General features: G+C 72.5%; 13 protein-coding genes and 1 tRNA gene. 10 read left to right on the top strand and 4 right to left on the bottom strand.

All coding sequences use genetic code 11. The features are described 5' to 3' along the window. Positions 1–9: 9 nt before the first annotated feature. Positions 10–1,638: a phosphotransferase gene (locus FY030_RS11080; protein WP_238348665.1), complete on the bottom strand. Its 1,629-nt coding sequence runs from the start codon at positions 1,636–1,638 to the stop codon at positions 10–12. Between the two features lie 93 nt (positions 1,639–1,731). On the opposite strand from FY030_RS11080, the gene nudC reads away from it, so the two are divergent. The 4 genes from nudC to FY030_RS17225 all read left to right on the top strand — a co-directional run bounded on the left by nudC (position 1,732) and on the right by FY030_RS17225 (position 5,603). Beyond that, positions 1,732–2,682 carry an NAD(+) diphosphatase gene (gene nudC, locus FY030_RS11075; protein ID WP_238348240.1) on the top strand — a complete coding sequence of 317 codons (951 nt, stop codon included), beginning with the start codon at positions 1,732–1,734 and terminating at the stop codon, positions 2,680–2,682. Then, the gene (locus FY030_RS11070) at positions 2,679–4,757 is read left to right on the top strand and encodes an ATP-dependent DNA helicase UvrD2 (protein WP_158061556.1); all 2,079 of its coding nucleotides are present in this window, start codon (positions 2,679–2,681) and stop codon (positions 4,755–4,757) included. Before nudC ends, FY030_RS11070 begins: the two co-directional genes overlap by 4 nt. A 162-nt stretch (positions 4,758–4,919) precedes the next feature. Beyond that, positions 4,920–5,120: a hypothetical protein gene (locus tag FY030_RS11065; protein WP_158061555.1), complete on the top strand. Its 201-nt coding sequence runs from the start codon at positions 4,920–4,922 to the stop codon at positions 5,118–5,120. 120 nt (positions 5,121–5,240) lie between these two features. Next, on the top strand, positions 5,241–5,603 hold the full coding sequence (locus FY030_RS17225) for a WhiB family transcriptional regulator (protein ID WP_158061554.1): 363 nt from the start codon (positions 5,241–5,243) through the stop codon (positions 5,601–5,603). Positions 5,604–5,615: 12 nt separating this feature from the next. Here the strand turns inward: FY030_RS17225 and FY030_RS11055 are convergent, their stop codons facing one another. Together FY030_RS11055 and FY030_RS11050 are read right to left on the bottom strand one after the other, a co-directional pair. Next, positions 5,616–6,422 (bottom strand): hypothetical protein, encoded by an 807-nt coding sequence (locus tag FY030_RS11055; protein WP_158061553.1) that lies wholly within the window; start codon positions 6,420–6,422, stop codon positions 5,616–5,618. Positions 6,423–6,533: 111 nt separating this feature from the next. Beyond that, a complete protein-coding gene (locus tag FY030_RS11050; RefSeq protein ID WP_158061552.1) occupies positions 6,534–7,967 on the bottom strand; it encodes a zinc-dependent metalloprotease in 1,434 nt (477 codons plus the stop codon). Positions 7,968–8,084: 117 nt separating this feature from the next. On the opposite strand from FY030_RS11050, the gene FY030_RS11045 reads away from it, so the two are divergent. From FY030_RS11045 to FY030_RS11030, 3 genes are all read left to right on the top strand, one after another. Then, positions 8,085–9,224 carry an NAD-dependent epimerase/dehydratase family protein gene (locus tag FY030_RS11045; protein ID WP_202879696.1) on the top strand — a complete coding sequence of 380 codons (1,140 nt, stop codon included), beginning with the start codon at positions 8,085–8,087 and terminating at the stop codon, positions 9,222–9,224. A gap of 79 nt (positions 9,225–9,303) precedes the next feature. Beyond that, positions 9,304–9,729 (top strand): molybdenum cofactor biosynthesis protein MoaE, encoded by a 426-nt coding sequence (locus FY030_RS11040; RefSeq protein WP_272950514.1) that lies wholly within the window; start codon positions 9,304–9,306, stop codon positions 9,727–9,729. Beyond that, positions 9,714–10,832, top strand: coding sequence for a YlbL family protein (locus FY030_RS11030; RefSeq protein WP_192498575.1), 1,119 nt, complete (start codon positions 9,714–9,716; stop codon positions 10,830–10,832). Before FY030_RS11040 ends, FY030_RS11030 begins: the two co-directional genes overlap by 16 nt. 70 nt (positions 10,833–10,902) lie before the next feature. On the opposite strand, the gene FY030_RS11025 is transcribed toward FY030_RS11030, so the two are convergent. After that, complete coding sequence (locus FY030_RS11025) at positions 10,903–11,457, bottom strand: PPA1309 family protein (protein WP_158061547.1); 555 nt, start codon at positions 11,455–11,457, stop codon at positions 10,903–10,905. 73 nt (positions 11,458–11,530) lie between these two features. Here FY030_RS11025 and FY030_RS17090 point away from each other — a divergent pair, with 73 nt between their 5' ends. The 3 genes from FY030_RS17090 (at position 11,531) to FY030_RS11010 (ending at position 14,969) form a co-directional block, all read left to right on the top strand. After that, a complete protein-coding gene (locus FY030_RS17090; RefSeq protein ID WP_192498808.1) occupies positions 11,531–11,857 on the top strand; it encodes a hypothetical protein in 327 nt (108 codons plus the stop codon). Continuing rightward, positions 11,827–14,808, top strand: coding sequence for a UPF0182 family membrane protein (locus FY030_RS11015; protein WP_272950513.1), 2,982 nt, complete (start codon positions 11,827–11,829; stop codon positions 14,806–14,808). The genes FY030_RS17090 and FY030_RS11015 overlap by 31 nt, the downstream gene beginning before the upstream one ends. A gap of 87 nt (positions 14,809–14,895) precedes the next feature. Beyond that, positions 14,896–14,969 (top strand) — tRNA-Met (locus FY030_RS11010). Positions 14,970–15,143 lie beyond the last annotated feature (174 nt).

Raw genomic sequence — 15,143 nt, 5'->3', positions numbered from 1 at the left:
GCCGAGCGGTCAGTCGCCGTCGCGGGGAGGGCTGGGCATGCCGTACAGCTCGTGCAGGCGCCCCTCGTCGTCCAGCTCCGCGACAGCCTCGTCCCCGGCGCCGGTCCTGAGGTCATCGTCGTCGGCGACGCTGCCCTTGGCGCCCTCCGCGTCGGCGTTCGCCCGGGGACGGTCATCGTCGTTCTCGGCGCGCTCGTCGTCACCGTCGTCCTCCGCAGGCTTCGCGTCACCGGCGTCCACGTCGTCACCGGCGTCCACGTCGTCCCCGGCGTCCACGTCGTCCCCGGCGTCCACGTCGTCCCCGGCGTCCACGTCGTCACCAGCGTCCACGACGTCCACGTGGTCACCGTCATGCACGACGTCCACGTCGTCAGTGACGGCGCCCGCGGCCTCGTCGTCCTTGCCGTGCTCGTCCTGCGGACCACCCGCGTCCGGGCGGTGAAGGCTGTCCCGGCCCACAGGCCCCTCCTGGTCGTCGGCCGGATCGTCGACTGCGCCGTCGGTGGCGGTCGGCTCCACGCTCTCCCAGGACAACACGGGCACCTCGGCGGTCGCGTCCGCCTCGCCCTGGTCGACGGGTTGCTGGGCCGCCGCGCGCACGTCTGCGGCCGGGATGTCGTCAGGGTCGTCGCCGCCGCGGTCCCCGACGACGTCCGTGCCGAACGGGACGCCGGATCCGGCCCCACGGGCGGTCACGGGCACCAGGGAGTCCTCGTCCTCGGTGAGCCGGTCCATCCGGCGCAGCGACTCCACGATGTGCCGGACCCGGTCCTCGTCGTGCTCGGCCACCGCCTGGGACAGGCCGCTCAGCCGGCTCGTCTCGGAAAGCAGTCGGGCGCGGGCGTGCAGGTAGGGGTCGGGACGCTGGGCCCGCGCCAGGACGTAGCTGTCCAGGATCGACTCCCAGGTGGCGGGGGACGTCCTGGCGCACAGGTCCGCCAGGTCCAGGGCCGGATCGCCCACCATCGCCTCCTCCCAGTCCGTGACGGCCACGACTCGCCCGCTGCTGGCGTCCTCGTCAGCGAAGACCACCAGGACCGCGCCGCCCCGGAACGCCCCGTGCACCGGGGTGGTGGCGAACTGCCACAGCGGGGCGGCGTCGAAGGCCTCCTCCCAGCGGGCCAGCAGCCCGGTCGGGACCCGGCCCGTCTCCGCAGCACGGTCTACGACGGCGGTGAGCCGCTGCCGGGTCCCGGTCGCGTCGAAGACCGGCACGTCCTGCGCCTCGAACACCTCCCGCGGGATGTTGTGCACGGCCGCCACGGCCCGGCCGATGGCGCTGGCCAGCCCCTGACCGGGCGGCAGCCGGGTGAAGTCCAGGGAGAGGCCCTCCACGTGCGGATACACCACGGCATACCCGTCCGGGCCCACCTGAGCACGACCGACAGGGCTGGGCACCTTGAACGGCAGGTGCCGCGAGAGCTGGCGGACCAGCTCGTCGTTGCGCAGCAGCCGTGCCCCGGCGACCGGGGTGAGGGGGGAGCGGATGACCCATCGACGTCCGGTCGCATCCTCCACCACGGCGCGCTGGTGGTCGGGCTGCTCGTCGAGCGGGAGGGCGAGACCCGCCACGGCCACCGGCTTCATGCCGGGCACCGCGGCGCTCGCCAGGGCGGCCAGGGCCAGGTCGCTGCGCATCACGGACCCCACCGTATGCGGTGGCGCCGCCGACCGGGGGCAGGTGGCCCGGCACGTCCTGACCTTGTCGCGCCGGACGCCTACAGTGGCCGGGTGAGCGGACCTGACGAGACCTTCCTGGACCTGTCCCTGTCCCGGTCGACGGTCCACCGCGCGGGGGCGCTGCGCACGGACCCGGCGGCCATCACCGCTGCCCTCTCCGACCCGGACACCCGGGTTCTCACCCTGCGCGCCGGCACGGCCGCCGTCGTGGGCGGCGAGCACCCGCGGCTGGCGCTGCGCCCGCCGCGGCCAGAGGACGTCCCACGGCCGTGGCTCCTCGGTGTCGAGGACGGTCGCACCTTCCTCGCGGTCGAGGACGAGCCGGGCGCCGCCGACGGGACAGAGCCACTGGGCGCCGCCGACGGCCCCGAGATCGTCTGGCGCGGGCTGCGGGACGTCGGCGCCGACCTCGACGACCGCGACGCGGGTCTGCTGACCACCGCCACGGCGCTGGCGGAGTGGCACCAGCGTCACCAGCACTGTCCCCGATGCGGGGCCCGGACCGTCAGCGAGCAGGGCGGGTGGGTTCGTCGCTGCCCGGCGGACGACTCCCAGCACCACCCGCGCACCGACCCGGCCGTGATCATGGCCGTCACGGATGCCGACGACCGGTTGTTGCTCGGCTCCGGCGTGGCCTGGCCCGAGCACCGGGTGTCGGTGCTCGCCGGCTTCGTCGAGGCGGGCGAGTCGCTGGAGGCCGCGGTGGTCCGGGAGGTGCAGGAGGAGGTGGGCATCACCGTCACCGACCTGGTCTACCGGGGCAACCAACCGTGGCCCTTCCCGGCCTCGCTGATGCTGGGTTTCCGTGCGGTCGCCACCTCGACCGACATCGTGGTCGACCCGGTGGAGCTGCGGGACGCGCAGTGGTATGACCGGGCGCGGCTCGCGGGTGAGGTTGCCTCGGGGGCCGCGACCCTGCCCATGAAGGTCTCCATCGCGCGGCGGCTGATCGAGGAGTGGTTCGGGGGCCCGTTGCCCGAGCCGGCACGGGAGCGGCGGTGAGCACCTCCGACGCCGACCGCATCCTGCAGTCCCTGGACCCCGAGCAGCTGGAGGTCGCCACCTCACCGCTGGGGCCCATGGTGGTCCTGGCCGGCGCCGGGACGGGCAAGACGAGAGCGGTGACCTCCCGTATCGCCTACGGGGTGATGTCCGGCGCCTACAGTCCGCGCCAGGTGCTGGCGGTGACCTTTACCGCGCGGGCCGCCGGCGAGATGCGCACCCGGTTGCGCGGTCTGGGGGTGCAGGGCGTGCAGGCCCGCACCTTCCACGCCGCAGCCCTTCGGCAGCTGCAGTTCTTCTGGCCCCAGGCGGTCGGCGGCGCCCCGCCGAACGTGCTCTCGCACAAGGTTCAGGCGGTGGTGGAGGCTGCCGGCCGCCTGCGGCTGGGCCTGGACCGGACTGCGCTGCGCGACGTCGCGGCGGAGATCGAGTGGGCCAAGGTGTCCATGCTCACGCCCCAGACCTATCTGGAGCGGGCGCGTGCCGAAGGCCGTGGCGCCGCTGACCTCGACGCGACTGCGATGTCGCGGCTGATGGAGGTTTACCACGAGGTCTGCGGCGAGCGACATGTCATCGACTTCGAGGACGTGCTGTTACTGACGGCGGGCATCCTGGCCGAGCACCCTCAGGTCGCGGCCCAGGTCAGGGAGCAGTACCGCCACTTCGTCGTCGACGAGTACCAGGACGTCAACCCACTCCAGCAGCACCTGTTGGACCTGTGGCTGGGGGAGCGCCACGACGTGTGCGTGGTCGGCGACCCCGCCCAGTCCATCTACTCCTTCACCGGAGCCTCGGCCGACCACCTGCTCGCTTTCGCGACCCGGTACTCCGGTGCTCGCACCGTGCGGCTGGTGCGCAACTACCGCAGCACCCCCCAGGTGATCCACCTGGCCAACCTCGTCCTCGGAGCCGGTTCCCTGGTGGCGCAGCGCCCCGCCGGCCCCGCGCCCGTGCTGCAGTCCTACCCGGATGACGAGGCCGAGGCCGAAGGCGTCGCGGAGGTGGCCCGCGATGCGCTCGCGCAGGGGGTCTCGGCCAGCGAGATCGCCATCTTGTTCCGCACCAACAGCCAGTCACAGGCTCTGGAAACCGCACTGGCCCGCGCGGGGGTCCCCTACCTCGTCAGGGGCGGGGAGAGGTTCTTCTCCAGGGCCGAGGTGCGCAACGCCCTGGTCCTGCTGCGCGGAGCGGTCCGCTCCGACGACGGGAGCAAGCCCCTGGGTGAGCTGACCAGAGACGTGCTCGCGGGTGCCGGGTATGCCCCGGAGGCTCCCGGGCAGGGTGGTGCGGTGCGGGAGCGCTGGGAGAGCCTGCAGGCGCTGGCCGTGCTCGCCGACGATCTGGCCGCTTCGACACCAGGGGCTCGGATGGTGGACCTGGTCACCGAGCTGGAGCGCCGGGCCCAGGACCAGCACGCACCCACGGTCGAGGGGATCACCCTGGCCTCACTGCACGCCGCCAAGGGGCTGGAGTGGGACGCGGTCTTCCTCGTCGGCTGCAGCGAGGGCCTGCTGCCCATCACCCTGGCCGACACCCCCGAACGGGTCGAGGAGGAGCGCCGGCTGCTCTACGTCGGGGTGACCAGGGCCCGGCATCGACTGCACCTGAGCTGGGCCCAGAGCCGCTCGGGCGGTAGGTCCAGTCGCACGGTGTCCAGGTTCCTGGCCCCGGCCGTCGATGTGCTCGGCCCCGCCGCGGGCGGCCGTCCGGCACGGGCCCGCGCCGGGGGACGACGGCGGCAGGCGGCGGCCAAGGCACCCCGGACCTGTCGCACGTGCGGCACTCTGCTCTCCACCGCGGCCGAGCGCAAGGTCGGCCGCTGCACTGCGTGCCCGCCGACCTATGACCCGGAGGTCTTCGAGGCGCTGCGCGAGTGGCGCCGTCGCACGGCGCAGGGGGCTGGCGTCCCGGCGTACGTGGTGTTCACCGATGCCACCCTCACTGCGATCGCCGAGACCGGCCCCGCCGATCAGGCTGCCCTGCAGCGGATCTCCGGGGTGGGTGAGCGCAAGCTGGACCTCTACGGCGAGGACGTCCTCGCCATCCTGCAAAGGTCGACCGCCGGGGGCGCATAGGCGGGGAGCGGGAGCCCCACAGCCGCCCGTCGACCGCGGGCGAGAAGCGACGTCGTTAATACCGTTGCGCGCCGACCTCGGCAGGTTCTACAGTGGCTGCGTTCAGCCCACGGCGGTATACGTCCGTGGGGTCACGCGCAGGACGAGAGGAGGGTGGAAGACATGGAGAACGCGATCGTCACCGGCATCGGCACCGGCGTGCAGGGCTCGACTCTGCCCACCCTCCGGGCTTTCCGTCTGCGCGCCTCCGGCTTCGTCCCGGGCAGCGTGGGCGGCAGTGTCCGTCTCTTCGACCACACCGTGCCCGCGCCCCAGCCGATCTTTGACCCCACCCACGACGTGACCCCCGTCCGGATCACCTAGGCACCTACCGCCTTCCTTCCGGCCGCGAGTCCTCGTCCAGGATTCGCGGCCGTTGTCGTTGTCTCGACCAGAGTCGACCGGCGTCACGGTCATCGCGGATCCGCACCCAGGAGCCACGCCATGACGATCGCCCCGCACCGCACCGACAACCAGCACCGACAACGCCAGGAAGGACTCGACGTGGACACCCTCGTCGCGCAGAACGCACCGGCTCTCAGCGCGCTCCTTGGCGCCGGCCCGGCCCGGACCGGCCTGCCCTGCCAGGAGCACCCCGCCGACCTGTGGTTCGCCGAGCTCCCCCACGAGGTGGAGGAGGCCAAGGCTCTGTGCCAGGCCTGCCCCCTACGTCAGGAATGCCTGGCCGGGGCACTGGAGCGCCGTGAGCCGTGGGGCGTCTGGGGTGGTGAGCTGGTCCTGCAGGGCACTGTGGTGCCGCGCAAGCGGCCTCGCGGGCGGCCCCGCAAGGACGAGGTTGCCGCCTGAGCCAGGCCCGCCTCATCCCCCAACCCGCCTGCCCGTGGCACCCGTTCCGCCCGGGTGCCACGGGCAGGCCGCATGGGTGGGCCACCGCCGCAGGACCAGGTGCGGGCGCTGCGCCCCTACCTCGTAGGCCAGCCCGTCCGCATCCCGCCCGTCGCACCGAAGCCCGTCAACCAGCAGACCGGCCAAGGCGGTCACCAGAGCCATCACGTCAGCACCGTGGCGGGGCGGAGGTGGACAGGTCACGGGGTCGTCCAGGGCGGCGGCGAGCGCTGGCCAGGCGGGGTCGGCGTCGACGCGGTGCAGGTCCAGGCAGTGCAGGCACGGGCCGGTCCGCAGGCCTGTCCACGGGCCGACCACCACCCTGCTGCTCTGGGCCACCACGGGCAGGACGGGGGTGGACACCAGGTCGGGGCGCCGTGCCGTGCCGACCGGCACGGCATACGCGGTGACCAGCACCACCGGGCCGCCGGCAGCTCCTGGATCTGCCGCGGAGCCCAGGTGTCGCCGCATCTCGACGGCGAGCTCGCCGTGGCCGACGACGCGGCAGGGTCGGGCGAGCGCCGGGGGGCCCGGGGGCCAGGGCCGGTCCCCCGAGAGCGCCCGCACGAGCAGCGAGGCCGGGCTAGCCGCGGGCGAGGACGCGGGGGACCATCCATGCACCACCCAGGAGCGTGGCCCGACGCCCACTTGGAGCTGGCCGTCCGGGCGCCGCAGGTGGGCCACCACCCCCGGGCCCTCGACCGGGCCGTCTGCGGCAGCAGCCGACCATCCGCCCGACGACCCCGAGGGGCCGCGGGCCGGCCAGGTGGGGCGTTCCATCCCCCGAGCCTGTCATCCCGCCCGCACGTCCCGGCCGGTTGTCCACAGGACAGCAGCCAGGGCGGCGCGGGAGGCCCGGCGCACGGGGGGAGGCAGGACGGGCCTCTTGGCTCAGCGCTCGGAGGAACCCTCCTGCGGCTCGTCGTCGGAGCCGGGCCGCCGCTCGTCCTCACCTCCGCTGAGCAGCCGCTCGATCTCCTCGTCGGTCACCGCCAGGTCGGAGGCCACGGCGCCGTGCCGCTCGACATACCCCAGCGGGTCGTCGAGGTCGGCCCCGCTCGGGGCGACGTCTGGATGGCCCCACGCCTCGTCGCGGGCGTCGCGACCGTGCCGGTCCTCCAGCGCGGCCCACAGGTTGGCGGCGTCCCGCATCCGGCGGGGCCGCAGCTCCAGCCCGACCAGCGAGGCGAACGTCTTCTCTGCCGGCCCGCCGGTGGCTCGGCGGCGGCGTACGGCCTCGGCGAGCGCGTCCGCGTGGGGCAGGTGCTGCGTGGCCGCCTGTGCGGTGACGACGTCGACCCAGCCCTCGACCAGGGCCAGGAACGTCTCCAGCCGGGTCAGCGCAGCCTGCTGGGCAGGGCTGGGCTCGGGGGCGAAGAGGCTCTCGCCGACGGCCTGCTGCATGGCCTCGTGGTCCTGGGGGTCGATCTGGCGCACCGCCTCCTCGATGCCCTCGGTGTTGATGGTGATGTCGCGGGCGTAGTCCTCGACGGCGGTGAGCAGCTGCGGACCCAACCAGGGCACGGCGGCGAAGAGTCGCACGCGGGCGGCCTCCCGGACAGCCAGATAGAGGTGCACCTCACCCGGGTCGACCTCCAGTCCCTCGGCGAAGGCGGCGACGTTGGCCGGCAGGATGGCGACCGACTCGTCCTCCAGCATCGGCAGGCCGACCTCGGTGCCGGAGAGGATCTCCCCGGCGAGGGTGCCCACGGCCTGCCCCACCTGGCCGCCGAACATGGCGCCCGACATTCGCCGCACCATGGGCTCCATCTGGCCCATCAACGCCGCCGGGTTCATCCCGGGCGGCATCCCCGGGATCTGCGGAGCACCCTCCTCGCCGAAGGAGGACAGCTGCTGCTGCACGGCGGAGGTCATCGCGGCCTGCAGGCCCTCGGCGACCGGCGTGGTCAGGCGCAGCCACAGCGGCAGGGTGCGCTCGACCCACTCGGCCCGGCTCAGGGCCACCCCGTCACCGTCCGGCCGGGGCAGGTCGGTGACCTGGTCCAGCCACAGGTTCGCGACCTGCACGACCTGGGCCACGTCACGTCGGGTGCTCTCCCCGATCGAGGAGTCGCCGTTCTGGGCGACCAGCTGGCGGGCCACGTCGTGCGCCAGCGTCTCATCTACCGGCCCCTGGTCCTCACCTGCTGCACCCCCCATGAGCATCTGGATCTGGGCGCGCATCTGCGCCACCTGCGAGGGGTCCAGGTCGGTCAGCCCCATCGCCTCCAGCGCCTCCCTCATGGGCGGCGGGACCGGGCCGCCGAAGAGCGCCTCCAGCGGGTCCGGCTCGTCGGGACGGTCGGCGGGCTGATGATCGGACACGTAGTGTTCCTTCCTAGGTCTGGTGCTGACCCCAGCCTGCCACGGCGACCGCCTGGCCGCGACGGTCGGTGGCAGACCGACGTCCTTCTCGTCCTTGTCCAACACCAGGAGACCCTCGTGAGTTCCGCGAGTGCCCCGGCATCCCGCCGCGGCCCGACGCCGCCACGTCATCAGCAACGGCGTCTGGCGCTCACGCGGGCGGCCTCGACCTTTGGCGGCGCACTCGCCCAGGAGCTGATGGCCGCGGGCGTGCAGGTGGTCGGTCTGGACGCCCGGGCAGGTCGCGTGGAGGGGGTCGACTGGCGACCGGGGGACGTCGCCGCCCCCTCTGTGGTGGCCGCTCTCGACGACGTGGACGTGCTGGTGCACCTGGCCTTCGACCCGGACCTGATACGGGTGCTCGAGGTGCAGCCCGCGGTGCGACGAGCACGGCAGATCGACGAGATCCGGACCCTGGTGACCGCTGCCGCGGCGGCGGGGGTCGGTCACCTCATCGTCGTGACCAGCACGATGGTCTTCGGCGCGCGGCCCGACAACCCCGTCCCGCTGCCGGAGGACCACCCGGGGCGGGCGGCTGAGACCGAGGGTCTGGTCGCCGACCTGGTGGCGGTGGAGCAGGAGCTGCGCGGTCTGGCCGCCGCGCACCCGGGGTTGCGCACGACGGTCGTGCGGCCGGCTGCCCTGGTGGGGCCTGGGGTTGACACGATGATCACCCGGCACTTCGAGGCGCCACGGCTCTTGCGGTTGCGGGGGACCGAACCGCTGTGGTCCTTCTGCCACGTCGCAGACCTGGGGACCGCTCTGCTGGTGGTGGCCGAGGGCGACAGCGAAGTGCCTGACCAGGTGAGCGTGGCCGCCGGGGGTGCCCTGACCCAGGCGCAGGTCGAGGAGCTGTCCGGAATCCGGGGTATCGACGTCGCGGAGGGCACCGCCTACGCCGCCGCCGACCGGCTGCACCGTCTGGGCGTGGTCCCGGTCCCGGCGACCGACCTGGCCTACGTGGCCCACTCGTGGATCAGCTGGCCCGGGTGGCTCACCCAGGTGGGGTGGAGTCCGCGCTACGACAACGCCGCCTGCCTGGCCGTGCTGCTGGAGGAGGTCCGGGGGAACCGGGCGGTGATGGCGCGCCGGGTCGGTGCCCGTGACGCGGTCGGGGCGGCGGCCGCCGGGGCGGCCAGCGCTACGGTGGCCGCGATCGCGACAGCTGCGCTCCTGCGTCGTCGCCGGGGGCGGGGCCCGACCGGCCAGAGCAGGTGAGGGTCGCGGGGCCCGCACGCCGCGCTCACCGAGGCGGGTGCTCAGCCGGTTCCCAGCCTCGATGCGGCATGATGACGCGGTGAGTGCTGAGCAGATCGTGGTCGACGTCTGGGACCGCCCGCTGTCCCTCGACGAGGCGCTGGAAGCGGTGCGGCATCCTCGTGCCGGAGCGGTCGCCATCTTCGTCGGCACGGTGCGCAACCACGACGGCGACCGGGACGGCGTGAGCAGCCTGGGCTACTCCGCGCACCCCGATGCCATCACCGCCTTGCGCGCCATCGCCGAGGACGTGGCCGCCGGCGAGCAGATCCACGGGGTGTATGCGGTGCACCGCACCGGTGACCTGGCGGTGGGGGACCTCGCGGTTGTGTGCGCCGTCTCGGCCGAGCACCGGGCCGAGGCGTTCGAGAGCGGGCGGCGGCTCATCGAGGAGCTCAAGGCGCGGGTGCCGATCTGGAAACGGCAGGAGTTCGAGGAGGGTGGGCACGAGTGGGTCGGCCTGTGATGGAGGGGCCTCCGCATACCCGGGTCGGGTTCCGGGCTACGGCGCTTCTGGTCACGGTGGCCCTGGCTGTCCTCGTGGGCGGCCTGCTCAACCTGGTCACGGTGCCCCGGGTGGTCTACCACCCCGGGCCCGTCTACGACACCCTCGGCACCATCAGGGACGCCGAGATCGTGCAGCTGGACGAGGAGCTGGAGACCCACGAGGACACCGAGGGCCACCTGTTCTTCACCACCATCCGGCTTGAGGGTGGTCCGGGCAGCCCGCTGACCGCCTGGGAGTGGCTGCGGGCGCAGTTCGACCCGGCCACCACCATCGTGCCCCGCGAGCTGGTCTTCCCCGAGGACGTGACCGCCGAGCAGGTCCGGGAGCAGAACACCGCGCTGATGCAGCACTCCCAGCAGGACGCCGCCGTGGTCGCGCTGCGAGCCCACGGGGTGCAGATCCCCGAGGACGTCGTGGTGGCCCAGGTCATGGTGGGGGCGCCCGCGGACGGGGTCCTGCACGTCGATGACCAGATCCTGGCGGTGGCCGGCGACGAGGTGACCAGCACTCGCGCGGTTCAGGACAGCATCCAGGCCATCACCCCGGGGGAGGATGTCGAACTCACCCTGTTGCGGGAGGGTGAGGAGGTCACCCTCGACGTGCCCACCACCCGCGCCGAGGACACCGGACGGACCATCGTCGGGGTCTACCTGGCGCCGCGCTACGAGCTGCCCTACGAGATCACCATCGACGCCGGCAACGTCGGCGGGCCCAGCGCCGGGCTGATGTTCTCCCTGGCCGTCTACGACAAGCTGACCCCTGGCCCACTGACCGACGGGCGGTCGGTCGCGGGCTCCGGCACGATCACCGGGACCGGTCAGGTGGGCGGCATCGGCGGGATCACCCAGAAGATGTACGCCGCGCAGGAGGCCGGGGTGGAGCTGTTCCTCAGCCCCGCCTCCAACTGCGACGAGGTGGTCTCGGGCCAGCCCGACGACCTGGTCGTGGTGCCCGTGCAGACCTTCGAGGACGCCGTGGACACCCTGGAGCAGGTGGAGGGCGTGCAGGACCTCTCGGCGCTGGACCTGCCGACCTGCCAGGCCGTGCTCGACGACGCCTGAGAACGCCGTACCCGAGGACGCCGTACCCGAGGACGCCTCACCGGTCGGGGCCAGGGTCCGGCCCCGCCCTTCAGTCCCGCAGGGTCATCGCCAGGGCGTGGGTCAGCCCTGGGGCGATGTCCTGTCCCACGGCCACCGCGTCGTCGCTGTCGTGGTCGCGCTGGCGGAGCAGACAGATGCTGCGGCCATCCCGGAGACAGGCCGCGAGCAGCCGGACGTCCTTGCGGTCCGGATGTGCTGCCAGCTGGCCGGCCGCTGCGTCGGGGTCCTCCGGAAGGTCCCGCTCGGCCTCGGGGGGGACCACGATCCGCTCGATGGCCAGGGCGACGCCCTCGACGTCCTCCGGCCAGGCCACCCGGCCCAGCAGCGACTCCAGGTCCGAGGTAGGCGGCAGCCCCTCCTGCTCCACGGCTGTGTAGCCGCCGTCGTCGGCCTGCTGCAGCTGCGGGGTCAGGCTAGGCTCGCGCTCGCGCAGCAGCCCGGTCCGCACCAGGGCGAACAGGCGGGGCGGCTGGTCCCACCCGAGCCTGGCCACGTGCCGCTCGGTGTCGACGGCCGCCCTCAGCAGCGGATCCTGCGGCTGGGCGGGTGCGGTCTTGGACGAGGGTGTCGAAAGGTCAGCCACCCGCCCATCGTCCCATCCCGCCCGCTGGTCGGGATGTGAAGGTTCGGCGGTTAGGCTGAAAGCGTGAGTGATCGTGACCCTGACCCCCGTCCCGGCCCGGACGACCCGACCGGCCGACCCACCGGCGGCTCCACGCCACGGTCCGGAGGACCGACGGGTGGCCCCGGCGCCGGCGGCACTCAGGGCCCTGGCGGCCCCGGCGGACCGGGTGGTCCAGGAGGGGCAGGAGGGGCAGGAGGGGCAGGAGGCCCCGGCCGTCCCGGTGGCGGTGGCCCGTCCGGGCCGCGACGCCCCGGTGGACCCGGTGGGCCCGGCCGGCCCGGTGCCCCGGGCCGGCGTGGCCCGCGCAACCGGCTCATCCCGACCCTGGTGGTCGTCGCGGTCGTCCTGGGCCTGCTGACCTGGGGTGCAACCTTGTGGACCGAGTTCCTTTGGTACGAAACCGTCGGCTTCCGCGAGGTGCTCGTCACCCGCCTCCTCACCCAGGTCTCGCTCTTCCTCATCGCCGGGGTGTTCACCGCCGGCCTCATCTGGTCCGCCCTCTGGCTCGCCTGGCGGCACCGGCCCATCTACGCCCCGAGCACCCCCGAGCAGGCGGCGCTGGACCGCTACCGCAGCGCGCTGGACCCCGTGCGCAGGCTGGTCTTCGTGGCGGTGCCAACCGTGCTCGCCCTCTTCGTCGGCACGGCCGCGGCGGCCCAGTGGCAGACTGTCCTGCTCTTCATCAACCGTCAGCCGTTCGGCGAGGTCGACCCCCACTTCGAGATCGACATCGGCTTCTTCGTCTTCAGCCTGCCGTTCTGGCAGATGTTGGTGTCCTTCGCCACCCTGGTGCTGGGCCTGGGCCTGATCGGGGCACTGCTGACCCACTACATCTACGGCGGCCTGCAGCTGCAGGGCCAGCCGCGCGGCTCGCGCACCACCACCGCCGCCCGGATCCACCTCTCGGTGCTGCTGGCGCTGCTGCTGCTGGTCCGAGCCGGGGGGTACTGGATCGAGCGCTACTCGCTGTCGATGACCCAGCACGCCCGGATCACGGGTATGACCTACACCGACGTCAACGCGCTGCTGCCGACCCGCACCATCCTGGCTGTCGCCGCCATCCTGGTCGCCTTGTTCTTCCTGTCCACCATCTGGAGCAAGACCTGGCGGCTGCCGATCGTAGGGCTCGTCGGACTGCTGGTGGTCGCACTGCTCCTCGGCGGGCTCTACCCCTCGCTGATGCAGTCCCTGCGGGTGCGACCCTCGGAGGCGCAGCTGGAAGAGCCCTACATCCAGCGCGCGATCCAGAGCACCCGGGCCGCCTACGGCCTGGAGAACATCGAGAGCACCGACTACGACCCGCGGGTCGAGGTCGAGCCCGGCCAGCTGCGCACCGACGCGGACACCATTCCCGGCATCCGCATCGTCGACCCCTCCGTGGTCTCCCCGACCTTCCGTCAGCTCCAGGGCGTGCGTAACTACTACCAGTTCGCTGACGCCCTCGACGTGGCCAGCTACGAGATCGACGGGGAGTTGGTCGACACGGTCATTGCCGTGCGCGAGCTGAACCTGGACGGCATCCCGGCCGACCAGCGCAACTGGGTCAACGACCACACCGTCTACACCCACGGCTTCGGCGTCGTCGCGGCCTACGGCAGCCGCCGATCGGCCGAGGGCGAGCCGATCTTCTACGAGCGCAACATTCCGCCCGTCGGGGAGTTGGGCGACTACGAGCCGCGCATCTACTTCGGCGAGAACTCCCCGCCGTACTCGATCGTGGGTGGCCCGGAGGACGGGCCCGACCGGGAGCTGGACTACCCGGCGAGCGCCGACGGCGCCGGGACCGGTGAGGTGCGCAACACCTACCAGGGCGACGGCGGAGTCATGATGGGGACGATGGTGCGGCGCCTGGCGTACGCCATCAAGCACCGCGAGGTCAACATCTTGCTCTCCGACTCCATCAACAGCGAGTCACAGATGCTCGACCACCGCGAGCCCCGCGAGCGGATCGAACGCGTGGCGCCGTGGCTGCGCCTGGACGGCAACCCCTACCCCGCGGTCGTAGACGGCCGGGTGACCTGGATCGTCGACGGCTACACCGTCAGCAACCGCTACCCCTACAGCCAGATGGAGGAGCTGGGCGAGGTTACGACCGACTCGCTGCAGACCCAGGCCAGGAACGTGAACAGCATGGAGGGTCAGGTCAACTACATCCGCAACTCGGTCAAGGCCACGGTGGACGCCTTCGACGGTACCGTCACCCTCTACGCCTGGGACGAGGAGGACCCTTTGCTGATGGCCTGGTCACAGGCCTTCGACAACTCCGTCCAGCCGATGAGCGAGATCAGCGCCGAGCTGATGTCGCACCTGCGCTACCCCGAGGATCTGTTCAAGGTGCAGCGCGAGATCCTCTCCCGCTACCACGTCGAGACCGCGGACGCCTTCTTCACCGGGCAGGACTTCTGGCGGACCTCGGAGGACCCGAGCGTCGGTGGGGACAACCCGCCGGACATCCCGCCCCACTATCTGTCCATCCAGATGCCGGAAGAGGACGAGCCGCAGTTCAGCCTCACCACCACCTACATCCCGCGCGGTGCAGGGCGGCAGAACCTCACCGGCTACCTGGCCGTGGACGCGAACGCCGGCGACCAAGCGGGCCAGCGTCGCGAGGACTTCGGTCAGCTGCGGCTGCTGACCTTGCCCCGGGAGACCACCTTCCGCGGCCCCGGCCAGTTCCAGAACGACATCGAGTCCTCCCCGGAGAACTCCGAGGCCTTCGCCCAGACCCTTTCCCAGTTCCTGTCGCTGAACCGGCAGCAGGGCTCGGAGGTCATCCTGGGCAACCTGCTCACCCTCCCGGTCGGTGACGGGATGCTCTACGTCGAGCCCATCTACGTCCAGGCGCGGGGCGGGACGGCCTACCCGCTGCAGCGCGTGGTCGTGGTTGCCTTCGGCAACGAACTGGCCTGGTCGGACACCCTGGACGGGGCGTTGGACGAGCTCTTCGGCGGTGACTCCGGCGCGACCGCGGGCGACGCCGACGCGGCTGGCGAACCCGGACAGGACGCCGTCGTTGACCCGGGTGAGTCGGAGGACACGGGTGAGTCGGAGGAGCCGGGTGAGCCGGCGGAGCCGGTCGACCCCGCCAGCGAGCTGGGTCAGGCGATCGCGGAGATCGAGGCGGCCTACGAGGCCGGTCAGCAGGCGCTCGCCAGCGACCCGCAGGACTGGGAGGCCTACGGCGAGGCCCAGGAGCGTCTGCGCCGGGCGATTGACCGAGCGGTGGCGGCCAATCCCACCGGCGGCTCGGTGACCATGCCGGGTGGCTCGGGAGACGCCGACGACGCAGGTGAGACCGAGGCTCCCTGACCCAGGGACGCCACCACCACAGACCGGGGCTTGCACCAGGATTTGGTGCGGGCCCCGGTCACGTCGTAGAGTGAGGTGTCGCAACGACGCGGGGTGGAGCAGCTCGGTAGCTCGCCGGGCTCATAACCCGGAGGTCGTAGGTTCAAATCCTACCCCCGCTACTGGACTCGCGTCTGCGAGACGAAGGCCCGGACCGCATGGTCCGGGCCTTCGTGCATCCGTCGCGAGATCCCGTGGTTCATCTCTCATCTGGCCCCCACGACACCGTGACTTCCGCCGGGTCCTGCGCACGGGGCGGTGCCTGGAGCTGGCGCAACGGCGACTAGGGTAAGTCG

The organism is Ornithinimicrobium pratense, from assembly GCF_008843165.1.
GTDB lineage: Bacteria > Actinomycetota > Actinomycetes > Actinomycetales > Dermatophilaceae > Ornithinicoccus > Ornithinicoccus pratensis.
The sequence above is the reverse complement of the archived record's forward strand: the minus strand, read 5'-3'. Positions and strand labels throughout refer to the sequence as shown.

Bases quoted from the DNA above. Each gene is read 5' to 3' on its own strand.
- FY030_RS11080 (WP_238348665.1), bottom strand. From the start codon at position 1,638: ATGCGCAGCGACCTGGCCCTGGCCGCCCTGGCGAGCGCCGCGGTGCCC.
- FY030_RS11065 (WP_158061555.1), top strand. From the start codon at position 4,920: ATGGAGAACGCGATCGTCACCGGCATCGGCACCGGCGTGCAGGGCTCG.
- FY030_RS11055 (WP_158061553.1), bottom strand. From the start codon at position 6,422: ATGGAACGCCCCACCTGGCCGGCCCGCGGCCCCTCGGGGTCGTCGGGC.
- FY030_RS17225 (WP_158061554.1), top strand. From the start codon at position 5,241: ATGACGATCGCCCCGCACCGCACCGACAACCAGCACCGACAACGCCAG.